The sequence below is a fragment of the Paenibacillus sp. W4I10 genome, from assembly GCF_030816325.1.
Taxonomy (GTDB): domain Bacteria; phylum Bacillota; class Bacilli; order Paenibacillales; family Paenibacillaceae; genus Paenibacillus; species Paenibacillus amylolyticus_B.
On record NZ_JAUSXX010000001.1, the window covers coordinates 4,981,998 to 4,999,654 of the forward strand.

The window sequence follows — 17,657 nt, forward strand, 5'->3', positions numbered from 1 at the left end:
CCGCACTCCCCCAACACTCCAGACTACAATCTCGTTTTTTCATGTTTTACATTTCGATATTCATTCATGGATCGGCCAATATGTTTTTTGAACAAGACGCTGAAATAGTGTGGGTCCGGGATACCTACCTGTTCCCCAATCTCATAACCTTTCATATCCGTCTGTTTCAGCAGCAGTTCAGCCTTCTTCATGCGGAGTTGGGTCAGATATTCCACAAATGTCTGCCCGGTTTCTTTTTTCATCAGCCGCCCGAGATGGCCCGAACTTACGTAAAAAACAGCCGCGGTGCTGGAAAGCCCCACTTCGGCATTGCCCATATTCTCTTCAAGATAAGCCATCACCCGATCGATCAGATTGCCTTCCTTGGTCTGTCGCTTGGCTTGTATGACATCCGATACGGTGCGGATATGCTGCTCCAGCATACTTTTTAGTTCGGGCAGATGATTTGCTGTAAAAATGGCCGCAACGGCCTCTTTGTTCAATGCGTGCTCTCCCTCAAGCTGCTGCTCTATGGCAGCACGCTGGCACTCCGTAACCACATCCATGGCTGCCATCCGAAACTGTGAAACGTCCGAGAACGGCACAGACAACATTCGCTCCAGCAACAATACGGCTTCTTCCCCCGCACCAACACTGACGTAAAATTGCAGTTGTTGGAGCAGCTGAGCATCCGAGTGGTACGGCCTTTTCCCGCCTTCGATGACCAGATCCTCGAAGCAAATGACCTGATTTTTCCCCACAAATGCCTGATAATCCAGTGCACGACATGCTTCCCGGTAGCCCACACAAGCCTTTCCCCATCTTGATTGCCATTGCCCAATCCCTACGGTCACATCAACTTCACACCCTTCGAGCTTAAGCGTATGTTGAAGTTCTTCCTGAAGCTGCTGTACCTGATTGGCAAATTCCGTATCCCAACCAAGCGAGAGCACAACGATCCGGTTATGCGGGTCCATGACGATAATGGTTTGCGAATCCTGCGGATAAAAAGCCTGCACCTGCTTCATGCCTACCATTCGCAGCAGAATATGTATTTCCTCAGCGGGTTGTGGATGGGCTTCTGTCTGATGCCAGCTTAAATGGGTTTGATCGTGTTGAGGCTCTCGTTGAACTTGGCTGAGTTGGTGAGGTTGACGGGCTTGATGAGCTTGATGAACTTGATGAGCTGTCTCGGGCAGATGTGGATATACCTCTGGTGCAGCTATCTTCGCTTGCGGTACAGCAACCTCAACCTCCATTAATGCGATGCGTAATCCAGGTTCACCAGACGAGATAGGAATGCCGAAGAATCGCGCCTTCTCGTATAGTTCATCCTCAGGCACCACATGACTTAACCATTGATTTACAAACCTCTCTCTGAGATAAGGCAAGCTCTGCTCCATTTCCTCCCGTAACTTCATCAGCTCGTACTCACGTCCAATCTCCTGCTCAATCGCCAATCGCAGCTTCGCCGTAACCTGTAATAACTCAGAAGCACGAATGGGTTTCAAAATAAAATCGGATATGCCCAGCTTCACACTCTGACGAGCATACTCAAATTCATCATGTCCCGTCACAACCACGATTTTCAGGCTCGGGTAACGCTCCATGAGAATGCCGCTCAGTTCAATGCCGTCCATCTTCGGCATGTATATGTCCGTGAATACGATGTCTGGACGCAACAGCTCCACCTGATCCAAAGCCTCTTGTGCATCGGAGGCCTCGCCAACGATGACCATGCCTTGCTGTTCCCAATCGATACGCATACGCAGCAGATTTCGGATGAGGTATTCATCGTCCACAATCAATACCTTTAAAGGTTCTACAGTTAATTCCATGATTCATCGGCTCCCTTCGGGATCGTTATCATAATGGTGGTTCCTTTTCCAACCTCGCTCTCCAGCTTGAGTCCATCCTCTCTTTCGTAGAAAATACGAAGTCGCTCCAGCGTTCCCCATAAGCCAAAGCTTGGATTGTGTTTAGAGTTATAGGTAATCTTAGAAAAATCGGAAGGATTGGAAAGATTAGTTGAATTAGATGAGTTCGTTGAGTCAAAACGGTTAGAACGGTTTATTTCTTTGCGTTGAAGCTGCTGCACTTCTTCCTCGGACATGCCGACTCCGTCGTCAGTAATCGTTAGAAGTACCCCTTCCTTGGATCGACGTGCTTGAATGCGTATCGTGCCTGGGCTGCCTTTGGGACGAATGCCATGATACAGTGAATTTTCCACCAGCGGCTGGAGCACGAGCTTGGGAATCATCACCCGCTCACAATCTGGAGCAATATCGTATTGCACCTCAAATATACCGGGGTATCGCACCTGTTGGATCGTCAGATAATTGCGTACAATCTCAACCTCCTCGTGCAGGGTAATCAGTTCACGACCTTTGCTGACACTCAGTCGATAGTAACTTCCGAGCGCTTCTAACAGCTCACATACCTTATCGTTCATGCCCGACATCGCCAGAGAGGTAATAGAATCCAGTGTGTTGTATAGAAAATGCGGCTTGATCTGCGCCTGAAGTGTATTCAGCTCTGCTCGGCGGATCGTCTGCTGCTCCTGAATGATGCGTTTCAGCATCTGGTCAATCTGCTCAATCATCTGGTTGTATCCTCCATATAGCTGTGCGAATTCGTAGCTGTTCAGCTCAACCGTCACTTTGCGGAAATTGCCGCTTGGTGCTTTCTGCATGGAACGAAGCAACTTGTGAATCGGCTTAATGACGCTCCGCGAGATGATGAATGAACTGACAAAAAAGACAGTCCCATTCACCGCCAGTAGGATCAGTGCAAGCAGCACCATGGATTTATTACGGGTATCTGTAGCCCGGTATGGACTCATGCTGATGAATTTCCACTGATCATCACCAGCCGAACGATAGGTAACCGCATATTCCTGAACCCCCGATTGCAAGGTGATGAAGCCGGAGGATTGCTCTTGAAATGCTTGTTTTAACTTGGCCTGATTGGCCTCTAACATCTCGTGCATCCCTTCCTGTCCAGAAGCGGCAGACATGGATTCGTCGGATACAGCAGGTACGGCCTTCTTTCCATCGGTTGCGTTCGTTGCGATCACCCGCTGATGCTCATCCAGAATGGCGACCTGAAATGAATCCGGTGCAGATAGGTTAGCATAGGCTTGAGCAATGGATTTTCCCTTGATGTTCATGACCAAAAACCCAAGCGGAGACGTATCATCCAGATCCCGAATGAGGCGAATAAACGAAACCACCTCTTGCCCATCATTCTCCCCCGTCGTCGAGACCCCGCTGTCGTTGTTGCCACCATTCAGCCTGAGCAGATATCGTCCGTTGTGCTTCAAAGCCTGTTCGTACCACGGGGCTTCCTTCACACTCGCTTCCATAAACGTGGGCCATTCCTGTGTACCGACCGAGAATCGGTGACCCGAATTATCGTAAATATAGACTGAATCAATAATTGGAACCGCTTGCATAAGATTGGTCAAATACGCGCTAACCTTGGACTGTGTCTGTAAATTGGAGTACACATTGCCCTGTCGCAGCAGGTTCTGCAAATTGGGATCGGAGAAAATCATCTTCGAATAATTGTTTACGTTCCCGATCATCAGATTAACATTGGTCTCAATGGATGTGATTGTCTGCAGTGATGCTTCATTGATCTTTCGCTGCGCGTCATTTTCCGAGATTCGATTCAACACCAATGCACTGAACGCCACCGTTAGCAGAATAATGACAAAGTAGGCAAACGGGATTTTAAAAGCCAGCGTCTTGGGTTTACGTCGAATAAACTCTTTGAAACGGGGAGTCCAATTCTTCTTCATTGCACTGGTGTTATCTTTCGTATTTTCGTTTGCTTCTGCATTGGTCTCGACATCTGATGCTGTTGCTGTCGCTTCAATCGTTGCATCTTCTTCTGCTGCTTCTGCTGTCTCTGTTGTTGCATCCTTTGCTCTGTTTTGCACTGTAACCCTCCTTTGGTTCCGAGGTGTGATGGGTTTAACGGTTTGGATCGGATGACCTGTTGTGTTATCCACCACTCTCTTGGATTGTATACAATTGTATATTATAGGACGGTGTATGGAGGAGGCTCAATTCTTTTTATCGCTTGGGGATGACATGACTGAGTAAAGTAGAAATGAGGATGTGAGAAGACGGATGTTGTGAATACTTCGGGTATGGGGCCCCTTGACTTGAAACCCCAAGGAGCACTGCTTTATAAAACTTTGGAGGATACAGATAGTAAGTTGTTAGTTGTAAGTTGTGCTGGATGGAGAGTGATGCGGGGGACGCGGAAGATCTTAATATTAAGAGACGCTGATGAATATCTACCTTGAAATGCGCATACTTTTGAGCAGAATTACGATATGTACGAGCATAATTCTTACTGCTTGCAGCCTGTTGATCGAATGGTTAAGGTTGGGAAATTCAATCATCGTTTCTCGTATGATGGATCTAAGTGGGGAAAGTGCCGGGCAAACTGCCCTCGGGCAGGAGAAGTACCGTTCGTTATGGTAGGAAACAGCGAATCGTGATCAAAGCGAGAATTCGGTAACGCCTTTTTTGGAGGCATATTGCAGTGTGTAGCTTCCATCTGTGCCATATGGCATCGTGGCGATTTGGATGCGGGTGTAATCGAGCCGGCTTTCCCTCAGCACTTTTTTAATTAGAGCTATGCTCCGATCCTCGTCCGTTACCACACAGAAAATGTTCATTACATATTCCTTTGGATCAGCCACACGGCTACCCAGATCACATCCATCCACCTCTCCCAAGTCCACCTGGGTTAGAACGGTTTCCATATATTCCATCACCTTTTCCTTCAACCAATGATCTCGTTTGCTGCCCTGCGCGCTCTTCATTGGATATTGCACCACAAGCCAGTATTTTTCACTCATTTAGCTTCACCAACCAATCTTTATAGGATAGGCATTATGTTATGTGCGAGCAATTGAACGATAAGAATACATGTGTCAGCCTTCATTTCTCCAGTTCCAAATGGGCTAGATTATTGACCTTACCGCTTTTCGGAATTGTACTGCTCTTCCGTTTGCAGGATGAGGAACATGATGATGTTTAATGAGATGGGCGCTTAATGTGTCTGCTGACTTTCTGCCAATAGCCACGATCTGAGCATCAGGATTCAGTTGCATAAGCTGTCTGGCGAATAACACACCATCCTCCAACTCTGCCAAAGTCGGCGTTCGATTCGTCATCCTGTTCTCAGAAGATTGATAAGGATGAAAGGGATAGATGTTCCAAAAAATAAAGTCAGTTGGTTTCCACCTTGAACTGGATAACACTTCGCCCCATATGATGGATGCTGTCGGTTCTGCGAATCCATACAGCGCCTGACTGCGGTTAGGTTTGGCGATATTGGGCAAGCTCGTTCGGACACCCGGCTCACCTGGAAAAATCATCTGGTGATCCACCAGCGAGTGATTCCCGGTAACCATCCGCTCAGACGTCAAGGGTACACCGGAGAACCGCGCCCCTTGATATCCCACGGCTTCAGCAATAAAAATGTACCGAGCCTTGAACATTCTTGGTTCCAAATATCTGGTCAAATGTTCAGAACGAATCTTCACCGCTTCGGAGCCGATATCACAGCCCGTCACATAATCTCTCCAAGGATTAATTACATTTACTGGCGACACATATGCTTGTATCCCTGCAACAAACTCGCGAATCTCTTGCTGCGTTTGGCTCATGTTTTTTTCCTCCTTTGGGAGATACGGAGTAAATTGGGCTTGCATCAGCTTATTTTACAAAGATTATAGCATAAACAGAAAAACCACCAACCAGAACACTGGTTGATGGCTTTTGACTTGACTCTAATGGAGGCGAGGGGCGTCGCCCCCCATTTGGTACTGAATAAAAAAGATCGACCAGCAACGGTCGATCTTTTTTATTCATTTTCTGTTTCATGTAATGTACTTTTTATGCCGTCACCAATTTGGAACATAGGATTATCCATATTCGGGCAATTAGCATTTTTTAAAGCAATAAGTTCCTCCGCCTCTGTTTCAGCTAGATACTGTGCAAACACTTTAGCTATATCAATAAAGCGCCTATTCCTTTGGAAATCTACTGTATTTAGTGATCTTTGATAGAGACCCGCTATTCTATCAGCTGTAGCTTGGTCTGCAATCGGTGTATCAATTGCTACCAATGCTAGGTAATACGGGTTCGTTTTCAAGTAATTTAAATAATAATACCCGCTTGGTCCCAACATAATAAAGTCTTCACCATTTATGGTAGAGATGGTTCCCTTTAAATTTAAAAACGCTCCCTCTTTCTGTAAAAACAAGCATATATCCATAAACGAATCTATATCTTTAACCGTATATTTGAAACATTCATTATACATATCCTTTAATTTAAAAAAACCTTTAGGTAGGTTGCCTATAGTAAGATTCATATTAGACTGAGCATAATGAAAAATTCTGAGATAAGTAAAATGAGAAAAAAAGCCATCGTTGTTAATTCTAAATATATTTAACAACTTAGAATTGTCACTAGAATAATGAACACGATTGTCTAATGCAAGTCCTCTTAACAACTCTTCATATTTCACTCTTCTATCGCTCGTTGAATTAATAGAGGAACTTCCTGCAGCCGTCAATAAAGAATCGTAGTTAACATTTGGAGATGACACAATTCTCTTAAATACTCTTCCCGCCTTTTTCTATGCTCCTAATGTATCACGGAAAAATGGTCATGTGGGGTTCAACATAGTCTCAAGATAAGTTCAGAATAGGTTCTCTGTAGGTTCAACTTTTCTGTCGCCTTTGTTTTGTAACAAAATAAAGCAAAAATACTATTTTATTTACCAGTTGCCAAAATGGTATAAATAATAGGCTTATAATTACTTTCCTTGTTATAGGGGCCTGTATGAGACCATTTGATTCCTTATAAGTGGGATCAAATTAAGCTCCCGAAAAACAACAATAAAAAGAGAGATTTCAATGAAAGAGAGTTATTATCATGGTGTTAAAGAAAGGAAAATGTTATACATAGTCTTTATGGTTCACTCTATTCACAAATCATTTGATTATTAGGCAAAAAAAAGCCCCCGGAAATCGGGAGCTTTCTGAGCAACAAAAATTGAATTAATCTCTAACATCGGAAATGGATGAACCAGTTTTCCCAAAAAATTCACCATTAACAGCATTACCGGCACCGCTCCATTGAAGCGTATAGTCTCCACCAATCATCCCTTGTTCGTAACCTTCCTCGAAATTTTTCCATGTTAAGGAACCATTTCCTTCAATTACTCTAGAGAAATATACTCTTTTACTATAATTATGTGTTAAGGTAACAGTAACTGGTTTACTGCTATAGTTTTTCAACAAAAGTTTAATATGACCATACCCCGCATTTACACTAAAGTACTTTGGTACAACTGCGCCTCCCGATACTTTATCGCCAATAGGGTTACTCGTATCAATAACCATTGGGCTTATCAATTGATCTTCCACAAAAGGATTATTAATTGGAAGACTTTCTGTTACCCTAGATTCAGGACTTACATTCTCCTGAGTTGTACTTGGTGAAGCAAAAGCAGTTACCCCTGTTGTTGCCAGCGCTAAAGATAATGTCGCAATAAAAGCATTTTTTTTCTTCATAAAATTAAACTCCTCCCGAATTCCTCTATTATGTATTAATTGGTTGATACTGTATTAAGTATATATCTCTAGTTAAATATTGTCAATAAATTATTATAATTAACTCTACTTTAATAATTACCCAAATAAACAATTGAGAGCGGAAAAATAACATTTCACAGAGTGGCATTAATATAGCTAGGAATTGATATAGCCAGGTCAGGTTTCAAACCTATGACATTGGCTATTTCTTTGGTCAAATTCGGATATAGCGTATGGAAAAAGAAGCGAGGGAAATCCCCGCTCCTTTCGTTTTTAAAACTCAGCATCGTCTTGCTCAAAAAAGCCGATAAGCTTCAAAGTATTGCCGACACTCTCAATACCCTCATCGATCTTGCGTTTGATGGTACTGTCGCTGAGTGATCGCCGGAAGGCGAAATCAGAAGAATAATGAGTTTCATAAACATCCATTTCAAATGCACCATAATGTTTAACAACAGCTGTAGAAGTCTTTCTAGTAAAATTGTTAATGTTAATATCAACTCTCTGGTATAAACTCAGTTTAAAGAATAAATCTTCATATTTATAATCTGCGAACTTCTTCATCCGATCCCCTCTTTTCTTTATAAATAAATATACATAATATAAAAAAGAATCAGACAAGTGGGGCATCCTTCAAATGCTCACCGTCTGATTCTTTTTTTCTTGGAGATTTTCTCTAAACGCCTTCAACATAGTACTTACTCATTAAGTACCATCTTGGAGGCGAGGGGAGTCGAACCCCTGTCCGAAGATAACGACACATAAGCTTCTACGGGTGTAGTCACAGTTTTGATGTCACCCGAGTATCGCCCCGTAACCGGCTATACGTTGGGTCAGCCTGATTTTCTTCTTCAGCACACCCCAGGCGGAGATGTGACAGCGTATCCCACTACTAGTTAGCCCCTATCCCTGTCACATGGGCGATGCAGGGTAGAAGCACGCACACAGTTTCTTAGGCTGCGAAAGCGTAGTTTGTTTGTTGTTTGCCGTTTAATAGGCTTTAGCGTTGATGAAGCGGACGCGTCCCCACTACCCGCTACCTATGCTCGAACTATCCCCGTCGAATCCATAAACGCCCCCTCAATGAAGAAGGGCTCCAGGATTAATCCGTGAATACGGAGCAAAGGTGCTGCACATCTTTTTCCTCCAAGGTAAAAAGATGCTTCTTTCAAACTCGGCATTCCTGTCTGCTACATGAGTAATCATAACACAGGACACATCACCGAAATAGTACAGATTGCTGGAAGACATCCCAGTATGCTGAGCATGTGTACAAAGTTATCCAAATACAACAGGCTCAATCGTCTACATATTATACCGCGTCACCAATCGGAAGTAAAGTTTACCCAGATCAGATCACGAACAACGGCACCTAAATATCTTACCCACGATTGAGGCAAACTACGCAAAGGCTAAAAATTTAGATTCATCAACGCGCCAAGCTCCATGCTCCTACCGAATTCAATTCAACACATATCAAAGGAAATCACCACACAATACACTTCAGCAACTCACATCACATCCCTTTCCACTAAAAATAAAAAAGCCTCAATCTTGCCCATTGCAGGACAAACCTTGAGACTCCTTAACTCATACATCAATCTTCCTAGCTTCATCACGAAAACTAACTTATACACCTAAAGTAAAGCTTTCGCGCCCAGCGTTCCACTTATCGTGCAACCTTCTGCTTCTCGCGCAGTACCCGTTGAATATCACGTTGTGCATCCCGCTTGGCTGCAGTCTCTCGTTTATCAAACTGTTTCTTACCTTTACCCAGTCCGAGCAAAAGCTTGGCGTAACCGTTGCGGATATAAATTTTCAGCGGAACAATGCTGTACCCATCCTGTTTCGACAGCCCAAGCAACTTGTGAATCTGCACTTTATGCATCAACAACTTGCGCGTACGTGTTGGATCGAGCGGATTATTTCGGTTCCCTTGTTCAAAAGGACTAATATGCATATTGTGAATATGAATCTCACCGTTTCGAATCGTGGCAAATGCATCACCAATATTCGCACGGCCGTTACGAAGAGATTTGATCTCCGTTCCGGTAAGCACCATGCCCGCTTCATACGTATCTTCAATGAAGTAGTCATGGGAAGCCTTTTTATTCTGTGCGAGCACTTTACTCTGTCCATCATTCTTGCCCATGTCCTCACTCCTTCTCCGTAAAATAAGCCGGAACCATGCTCTATAGCAGCGCACCCAATGTTGCACCAAGGTACCACGTGCCAGACCTTAATTGTAGCAAGTACGGCTGTTAAAATCAAGAAAGGGGCGACCTCTGCCGCCCCTCCTCATTACACCACTTCCAGACTGTGCGAAACAACACACCGGCTGAAGTGACTATTTTCTCCAACGCTTAACCTGGAGGAACGAATTGTAATCCATCTCTTCAAGTTACGTTAGCTTTATTTTTTCTTTTTTCGTACAAAAGCTGCCGTGCCGTTACCAGCTGCACCTTTGCTCTTCTTCCGCTTGCGTCGTGGTGCTCCGCCTTCCTGAGCACCACCAGGTGTTGCAGCTTCTCCGATAAATACGCCGCTTGGCGAAGTATTTTTACGTCCACTTCCGCCTTTGCCACCTTTACCGCCGCCCTTGCCGGACTTGAAGCTGCCTTCACCGCGACCGCTACCGCCGTTCAGGCCACTTCCTTGTCCACCGGTTGAACCACTATCCAGTCCACCCGATGTAGAGCCATAACCACCTTTACCTGAGCCAAAACCAAAGCTTACAGCGCCTTTGCCCCGGCCAGTCGATGCACCAGCTTCACCAGCACGACGCTCACCTTTCGGTTTGCCGCCGCCTTTACCTGTGTAGCCACCGGATGAGCCTGCGCCTGCACTCGCTGCTCCACTGCGACCGCGTCCACCTTTGCTGCTCTCTTCCGTAGATCTGCCACCACGGTTGGCTCCAGCGCTAGCTGAGCTGCCTTTACCGCCACGCGAACCGCTGAAACCACCTGGTCCACCCTTGGCACCGCCGCGTCCGCCGCCGCTACCTGGACGTCCACCTTTACCGCCACTTCCGCCACTAAAGCCGCCAGGACGTTCAGCGCGAGGTTTCATATCTACCATTTCAAAATCAATCGTATACTCTTCCATGCTTACACGTGCCACACGGATCTTCACTTCATCACCGATGCGGAAGACTTTCGAGGTACGTTCACCAATCAGAGCCATATGCTGATCGTCAAAATGGTAATAGTCGTCCGTGAGCGCACTCAGACGAATCAGACCTTCAACCGTGTTCTCCAGTTCAATGAACATACCAAAGCTGGTCACACTACTGATCATGCCTTCGAACTCTTCGCCTACTTTATCGAGCATGTACTCGGCTTTCTTCATTTTCTCCGTATCCCGCTCAGCTTCTACAGCCACACGTTCACGTTCAGAAGACTGCTGTGCAATATCAGACATGCGTGCCGCCAAATACTCCTGACGGTTCTCCGGCAAAGCACCATTATTTTCAATGACTTCGCGAATCACCCGGTGAATGACGAGATCGGGATAACGACGAATTGGAGACGTGAAGTGACTATAGAATTCTGCCGCGAGGCCAAAGTGACCTGACATTTCAGAATCATACTTCGCCTGTTTCATGGAACGCAGCATCATCGTACTGATAACGGTCTGTTCTTTCGTTCCGTTGATATCTTCAAGCAACGATTGAAGTGCCCGTGGATGAATTGCATTGCCCCGTCCTTTGACCTGGTGTCCAAAATTCGCCGCAAAGGCGAGGAAATTTTGCAGTTTTTCCTGATCCGGGTCTTCATGCACACGATAGATGAACGGAACCTTCAACCAGTGGAAATGCTCTGCCACTGTCTCGTTTGCTGCCAACATGAACTCTTCAATGATTTGCTCTGCAATCGAACGCTCCCGTTTTACGATATCCACCGGTTTGCATTCTGCGTCCACAATGATTTTGGATTCTTCAAAATCAAAGTCAACTGCACCACGGCGCATACGCATAGCACGCAGCTTCAATGCAATCTCTTTCATCAGATGGAAATCATCTACCAGATCCTTATAACGCTCGAGCAATTCCGGCTCTTCGCCTTCAAGGATTTTACGGACGTTGGAATACGTCATCCGCTCTTTGGTTTTGATTACACTCGTGAAAATGTCATGTTTCACAACCTTCATCTGGTCGTTAAACTCCATTTCACAAGACAAGGTCAAGCGGTCTACCTGCGGGTTCAAACTACAGATCCCGTTGGATAGACGTTGTGGCAGCATAGGAATAACCCGGTCTACCAGATACACACTGCATCCACGGTTGTAGGCTTCCTGATCAAGCTTGGAATTCTCCTGTACATAATAGCCGACATCGGCAATATGAACGCCCAGACGGTAATTACCGTTAGGCAGTTTCTCTACATTTACAGCATCATCCAGATCCTTGGCATCTTCACCATCAATCGTGACAATGTTAAGTCCGCGCAGATCACGGCGACCCTGTTGTACAATCTCTTCATCCGTGATGGAGTCCGGTGCCTTCTCCGCCTCTTCTACGACTTCATCCGGGAAAGCTTCAGGCAGCTGATGCTTGCGGATAACGGACAAAATATCAATACCCGGCTCATCCTTATGACCGAGAATCTCGATCACTTCACCCTCAGCTGCAGCACGACCCTCTGGGTAGCTGACGATCTTTGCTACGACCTTCTGTCCATCAACAGCCCCTGCAAAGTTAGTGCGCGGGATGAAAATATCGCGATTAATCCGTTTGTCATCCGGAATAACGAAACCGTACACTTCATGGCTTTGGAACACACCAACGACTTGTGTCACAGCGCGAGTAACAATGCGAACGATCTCACCTTCAAGGCGACCACCAGAAGGTCCTTGAGACGTGACTTTAACCAATACCGTGTCACCATTCATCGCACTCTTCATATCATTGGCGTGAATGTACACATCCGGGTGCTCCCGATCCTCAGGAATTAGGAAAGCGAACCCTTTGGCATGAGCCTGTAAACGTCCACGTACCAAGTCCATACGCTCTGGCATTCCATAGCGATTGTTACGGGTCAGCAAAACTTTACCGGATTCCTCCAGCGTATTCAGCATAATCAAAAAGGCTTTGAAATCAGCTGCATCTTCGATCGCGAAGTGCTGTTCCAACTCCTGATAAGTCATGGGTTTATAAGCGGTTTCCCGCATGAAGTCGAGCAATTCTTGTTCTGTTATCATTAATATATTCACCTCGGGAAACATAAAAGTGTAATCAAGTCATCTCTTTATGTATCGGAATTCTTACCATTTTCATGATACATATTGCCATTGTCGTGTAGAGTGTAGTAGTGCAACCATACTATCTCATACCCTAGTATACACGAATTCAATCCGGACCATCCGTACCTCGCAAAAAAACCACAGTGGCCTGACGCTCCGCTATAATCACGCTTTCACATATCTCTACAGACATTTTATGCGGCACATATACAGTACGCATCTGGAAAAGGACTAGACCCGAAAAATTTTCTGTACACATGACATTCATTATAAGGAGTGAATTCGCGTAACGAATAAGCGATGGACATACCATACATGATAGGGGTGTTTCACGCTAAGGAAGGAATTCTGAACAGAAGTTGAGAAGAAGACCAAAATCATGGAGTCTATTAATCATTGGAAAAGTTTGGACGTGTAAGAATTTATTAAAAAACCCCCGTTTCTCCACGAAACGAAGGTTTATCAATTAAGCCATTGGCTTAAGCTATTCTTTGCAAAGCAGTCCCAAGCCTTACTTGGAAACCACCGTAACAATAATAGACAAAATCATAAATCCTGCACCCAGTACCACCGTTGCACGTTGCAGGAAGAGATCCAATCCGCGCGCTTTCGTTTTACCGAAAAGATGTTCCGCACCACCGGAGATGGCACCCGCCAAACCAGCGCTTTTCCCGTGCTGCAGCAATACTACAGTGATTAGACCGATCGAGAAGACAACGAGCAGCAATTTCAAAGCAATATCCATTCTTTCCACCTCCTACCCATGTGGGCATAACATCTCACCATAAAAACAGTTACTTTAATTGTAACATAGCTATGGTTGTACTACAAGTAGTACAGTTTATACAATGCCCTAAATTTCACCATCTGCTTGATCCTTGCGTTATACCATTACTCCGTTTCAATAAAAAAGACAAGCCGGTTACCCGGCTTGCCCGTAAAAGCTGGATATCCAGCTTATTTTTTAAGGTTGTAGAATCCTTTAAGACCATTGTATTGAGCCAGTTCACCCAGTTGATCCTCAATGCGGAGCAATTGGTTGTACTTCGCGATACGGTCTGTACGGGAAGGAGCACCCGTTTTGATTTGACCAGCGTTAGTTGCAACAGCGATGTCAGCGATTGTGCTGTCTTCGGACTCACCGGAACGGTGGGAGATTACAGCTGTGTATCCTGCGCGTTTAGCCATTTCGATTGCATCAAATGTTTCAGTCAATGTACCGATTTGGTTAACTTTGATCAGGATGGAGTTACCGATACCTTCGTCGATACCTCTGCCCAGACGCTCAGTGTTTGTTACGAACAGGTCATCACCAACGAGTTGTACTTTGTCTCCCAATTTCTCAGTGAGCAATTTCCAACCATCCCAGTCATCTTCGGACATACCGTCTTCGATTGTGATGATTGGGTATTTCTCAACCCATGAAGCCAAGAGGTCAACATACTCAGCGGAAGTGTAAGATTTACCTTCACCAGCCAATGTGTATTTACCATCTTTATAGAACTCAGTGGAAGCTACGTCCATACCCAGGAATACGTCAACACCTGGTTTGTAACCAGCTTTTTCAATTGCTTCGATGATTGTAGTGATTGCTTCTTCGTTTGAACCAAGGTTCGGTGCGAAACCACCTTCGTCACCTACAGCTGTGTTCAAGCCTTTGGAGCTCAATACGGACTTCAGGTTGTGGAAGATTTCTGCGCCTACGCGAAGAGCTTCTTTGAAGCTTGGTGCTCCAACTGGAAGAACCATGAACTCTTGAACGTCGATGTTGTTGTCAGCATGCTCACCACCGTTGATGATGTTCATCATTGGAACTGGCAATGCTTTAGCGTTGAATCCGCCCAGGTAAACGTACAATGGCAGGTCCAGAGCGTCAGCAGCTGCGCGAGCTACTGCCATGGATACAGCCAAGATTGCGTTAGCACCCAGTTTACCTTTGTTTGGCGTACCATCCAAAGTAATCATCAATTTGTCGATACCCAGTTGATCCAATGCATCCATACCGATAACTTCTGGAGCGATTGTTTCGTTTACGTTTTTAACAGCTTGCAGAACGCCTTTACCGAGGTAACGGGATTTGTCGCCATCGCGAAGCTCAACTGCTTCGTGGGCACCAGTGGATGCACCAGATGGAACGATTGCGCGTCCGATTGCGCCGGACTCCAGGTATACTTCAACTTCAACTGTAGGGTTACCGCGGGAGTCGAGGACTTCGCGAGCGTACACGTCAGAAATAATAGTCATTTGTGATAATCTCCTTTAAATTTAAATTTATTATAAATTAGGACCACTTGTGTTTTCCCTTTTCCACTACGTTAGCAGAATTGTCCTCTGATCGCTGTTATCCCCTGATTCCTTTGAACTTATTTTCATAAGTTGGAATCATGTGATAAAGGCGAACGCTAACTCTTCTTCAGACAATTTCTGCTTCCTTCGTTCAGGGGTAAACTCCAAACTTCCCAATTTCATATATGTTGTTGCGTAACTTATTTGCGGGTAGCGATGACAGATGTTCCTGTCATTTCTTCCGGTTTAGGCAATTGCATCAGGTCAAGGATCGTTGGCGCGATATCTGCCAGGATTCCGCCTTCACGCAGGGTTACATTTGCATCCGTAACGATGAATGGAACCGGGTTCGTTGTATGAGCTGTGAACGGACGTCCTTGCTCATCAAACACCATATCCGCGTTACCATGATCCGCAGTGATCAGTACAACGCCGCCTTTGGCAAGTACTGCATCCACAACACGGCCCATGCACTCATCTGTTACCTCAACCGCTTTAATAGTAGGCTCCAGCATACCGGAGTGTCCAACCATGTCAGGGTTAGCGAAGTTCAGAATAATGGCGTCATGTTTGTCTGCTTCGATCTCGCGAACACATGCGTCAGCTACTTCATACGCGCTCATCTCTGGTTGCAGATCATACGTTGCAACTTTTGGTGAGTTGATCAGTACACGAGTTTCGCCCGGAAGCTCCACATCACGACCGCCGCTGAAGAAGAAAGTAACGTGCGGGTATTTCTCAGTTTCTGCAATACGCAGTTGTTTTTTATTGTTCTGTACCAGAACTTCACCCAGGGTGTTGTCGAGGTTCTTCGGCGAATAAGCCACATAACCTTCAACCGTCTCGCTGAACAAAGTCAAGCATACAAAGTGCAAGCCCACAGGGAACTTCGGACCACGATCGAAACCGCGGAAATCCTGGTTTGTGAATACTTGCGACAACTGGATCGCACGGTCAGGACGGAAGTTGAGGAAGATAACGGAATCGCCGCTCTCTACCAAACCTACCGGCTCACCATCCGCTTTGACGATAACCGTTGGTTCAACGAATTCATCAAATACGGACTTCTCATACGATTCTTCAACCGCTTTGAGTGGGTCGGTGTATTTTGGTCCATCTCCATAAACGATCGCGCGGTATGATTTCTCAACCCGTTCCCAACGTTTGTCACGGTCCATCGCGTAATAGCGACCTTGAACCGTTGCGATTTTACCTACTCCGACTTCTTCAATCTTAGCGATCAGCTTCTGCATGAAGTCTTTACCACTGTCTGGCATAACATCACGGCCATCCATGAAGGCATGAATATATACATCGTTCATTTCTTCTTTTTTGGCCAGATCCAGCATAGCAAACAGGTGGTCGATGTGACTATGTACGCCGCCATCGGACAACAAACCGTAGAGATGAAGCTTTTTGCCGCTTTGTTTCGCTTCGCGAACAGCTTTGACAAGTGTTTCATTGTCGTAGAACTCGCCGTCACGAATGGATTTGGAGATACGGGTCAAATCCTGGTATACGATCCGGCCGGCACCAATGTTCAGGTGACCTACCTCGGAATTCCCCATTTGCCCTTCTGGCAAACCTACAGCTTCACCGCAAGCAGTGAGTGTTGTATGTGGGAATTGGCTCATGAAACGGTCGTAGTTCGGTTTCTTGGCTTGCGCTACCGCGTTGCCTTCCACCGTGTTACGCAGACCAAAGCCATCCATGATGATCAGTGCTACAGGTTTTGGAGCTGTCATCTTACTTCGCCCCCTCAACAAGCGCGATGAACGAAGCCGGCTGCAAGCTGGCACCGCCAACAAGTGCGCCGTCGATGTCGCTTTGTCCGAGGTATTCTGTTACGTTCTCTGGTTTAACACTGCCGCCGTATTGAATACGAACTGCATTCGCAACCGTCTCGTTATACAGATCCTTCACCAGCGTACGGATGTAAGCAATAACTTCATTCGCATCTTGGGAAGTCGAGGATTTGCCTGTACCAATCGCCCAGATTGGCTCATAAGCGATAACAACTTGTGCCGCTTGCTCTGCAGACAGACCTGCAAAAGCAGCTACTGTTTGCACTTTGCACACGTCTTTTGTTTGGTTCGCTTCACGCTCTTCAAGCGTCTCACCAAGGCAAAAGATTGGAGTCAATCCGTGACGGAATGCTGCATGCAACTTTTTATTGACAGTCTCATCGGTTTCCGCAAAATATTGACGGCGCTCCGAGTGACCAATAATGACATAATCCACACCCAGGTCTTTCAGCATCACGCCGCTGATTTCACCTGTAAATGCACCGTTATCTTCAAAGTGAAGATTTTGTGCACCAATTTTGATGTTTGTGCCTTTAACGGCTTCTACCAGGGATGGCAGATTTGTAAACGGTGCGCAGATTACAGTCTCCACGCCTTCAACTTCCGCTTTTCCTTTAACTTCCTGAATGAAGTCATTGGATTCGGAAACCGTTTTGAACATTTTCCAGTTACCTGCGATAATCGGTGTTCTCATGGGTTTCAACTCCTTCATGCTATAG

13 protein-coding genes and 1 other RNA gene are annotated in these 17,657 nt (G+C 45.6%); all 14 read right to left on the bottom strand.

The genetic code is table 11. The features are described from left to right. Positions 1-23: 23 nt before the first annotated feature. On the bottom strand, positions 24-1,817 hold the full coding sequence (locus QF049_RS22425) for a response regulator transcription factor (RefSeq protein ID WP_307540722.1): 1,794 nt from the start codon (positions 1,815-1,817) through the stop codon (positions 24-26). Continuing rightward, complete coding sequence (locus QF049_RS22430; RefSeq protein ID WP_307540724.1) at positions 1,808-3,922, bottom strand: cache domain-containing sensor histidine kinase; 2,115 nt, start codon at positions 3,920-3,922, stop codon at positions 1,808-1,810. Before QF049_RS22430 ends, QF049_RS22425 begins: the two co-directional genes overlap by 10 nt. Positions 3,923-4,492: 570 nt before the next feature. Further along, entirely contained in the window at positions 4,493-4,855 is a 363-nt protein-coding gene (locus tag QF049_RS22435; protein ID WP_307540727.1) for a hypothetical protein, read from the bottom strand. 105 nt (positions 4,856-4,960) lie between these two features. Next, the gene (locus QF049_RS22440; protein WP_307540728.1) at positions 4,961-5,668 is read right to left on the bottom strand and encodes a uracil-DNA glycosylase; all 708 of its coding nucleotides are present in this window, start codon (positions 5,666-5,668) and stop codon (positions 4,961-4,963) included. Between the two features lie 197 nt (positions 5,669-5,865). Beyond that, positions 5,866-6,615, bottom strand: a complete 750-nt coding sequence (locus tag QF049_RS22445; RefSeq protein WP_307540730.1) for a hypothetical protein — start codon at positions 6,613-6,615, stop codon at positions 5,866-5,868. A 454-nt stretch (positions 6,616-7,069) separates the two neighbouring features. Next, positions 7,070-7,585 carry a hypothetical protein gene (locus tag QF049_RS22450; RefSeq protein WP_307540732.1) on the bottom strand — a complete coding sequence of 172 codons (516 nt, stop codon included), beginning with the start codon at positions 7,583-7,585 and terminating at the stop codon, positions 7,070-7,072. Between the two features lie 294 nt (positions 7,586-7,879). Further along, positions 7,880-8,170, bottom strand: coding sequence for a hypothetical protein (locus QF049_RS22455; protein ID WP_307540734.1), 291 nt, complete (start codon positions 8,168-8,170; stop codon positions 7,880-7,882). A gap of 153 nt (positions 8,171-8,323) precedes the next feature. Further along, positions 8,324-8,686, bottom strand: a transfer-messenger RNA (tmRNA) gene (gene ssrA / locus QF049_RS22460). Between the two features lie 589 nt (positions 8,687-9,275). Next, positions 9,276-9,758, bottom strand: coding sequence for an SsrA-binding protein SmpB (smpB, locus tag QF049_RS22465; protein WP_076254288.1), 483 nt, complete (start codon positions 9,756-9,758; stop codon positions 9,276-9,278). A 260-nt stretch (positions 9,759-10,018) separates the two neighbouring features. Beyond that, positions 10,019-12,805 carry a ribonuclease R gene (gene rnr, locus QF049_RS22470; RefSeq protein ID WP_307540736.1) on the bottom strand — a complete coding sequence of 929 codons (2,787 nt, stop codon included), beginning with the start codon at positions 12,803-12,805 and terminating at the stop codon, positions 10,019-10,021. 553 nt (positions 12,806-13,358) lie between these two features. Continuing rightward, positions 13,359-13,592, bottom strand: a complete 234-nt coding sequence (gene secG, locus QF049_RS22475) for a preprotein translocase subunit SecG (RefSeq protein WP_062837740.1) — start codon at positions 13,590-13,592, stop codon at positions 13,359-13,361. 212 nt (positions 13,593-13,804) lie between these two features. After that, positions 13,805-15,091 (bottom strand): phosphopyruvate hydratase, encoded by a 1,287-nt coding sequence (gene eno / locus QF049_RS22480; protein ID WP_062837741.1) that lies wholly within the window; start codon positions 15,089-15,091, stop codon positions 13,805-13,807. A 242-nt stretch (positions 15,092-15,333) separates the two neighbouring features. After that, complete coding sequence (gene gpmI, locus QF049_RS22485; RefSeq protein ID WP_062837742.1) at positions 15,334-16,878, bottom strand: 2,3-bisphosphoglycerate-independent phosphoglycerate mutase; 1,545 nt, start codon at positions 16,876-16,878, stop codon at positions 15,334-15,336. 1 nt (position 16,879) lies between these two features. Beyond that, complete coding sequence (gene tpiA, locus QF049_RS22490) at positions 16,880-17,632, bottom strand: triose-phosphate isomerase (RefSeq protein WP_036616221.1); 753 nt, start codon at positions 17,630-17,632, stop codon at positions 16,880-16,882. Positions 17,633-17,657 lie beyond the last annotated feature (25 nt).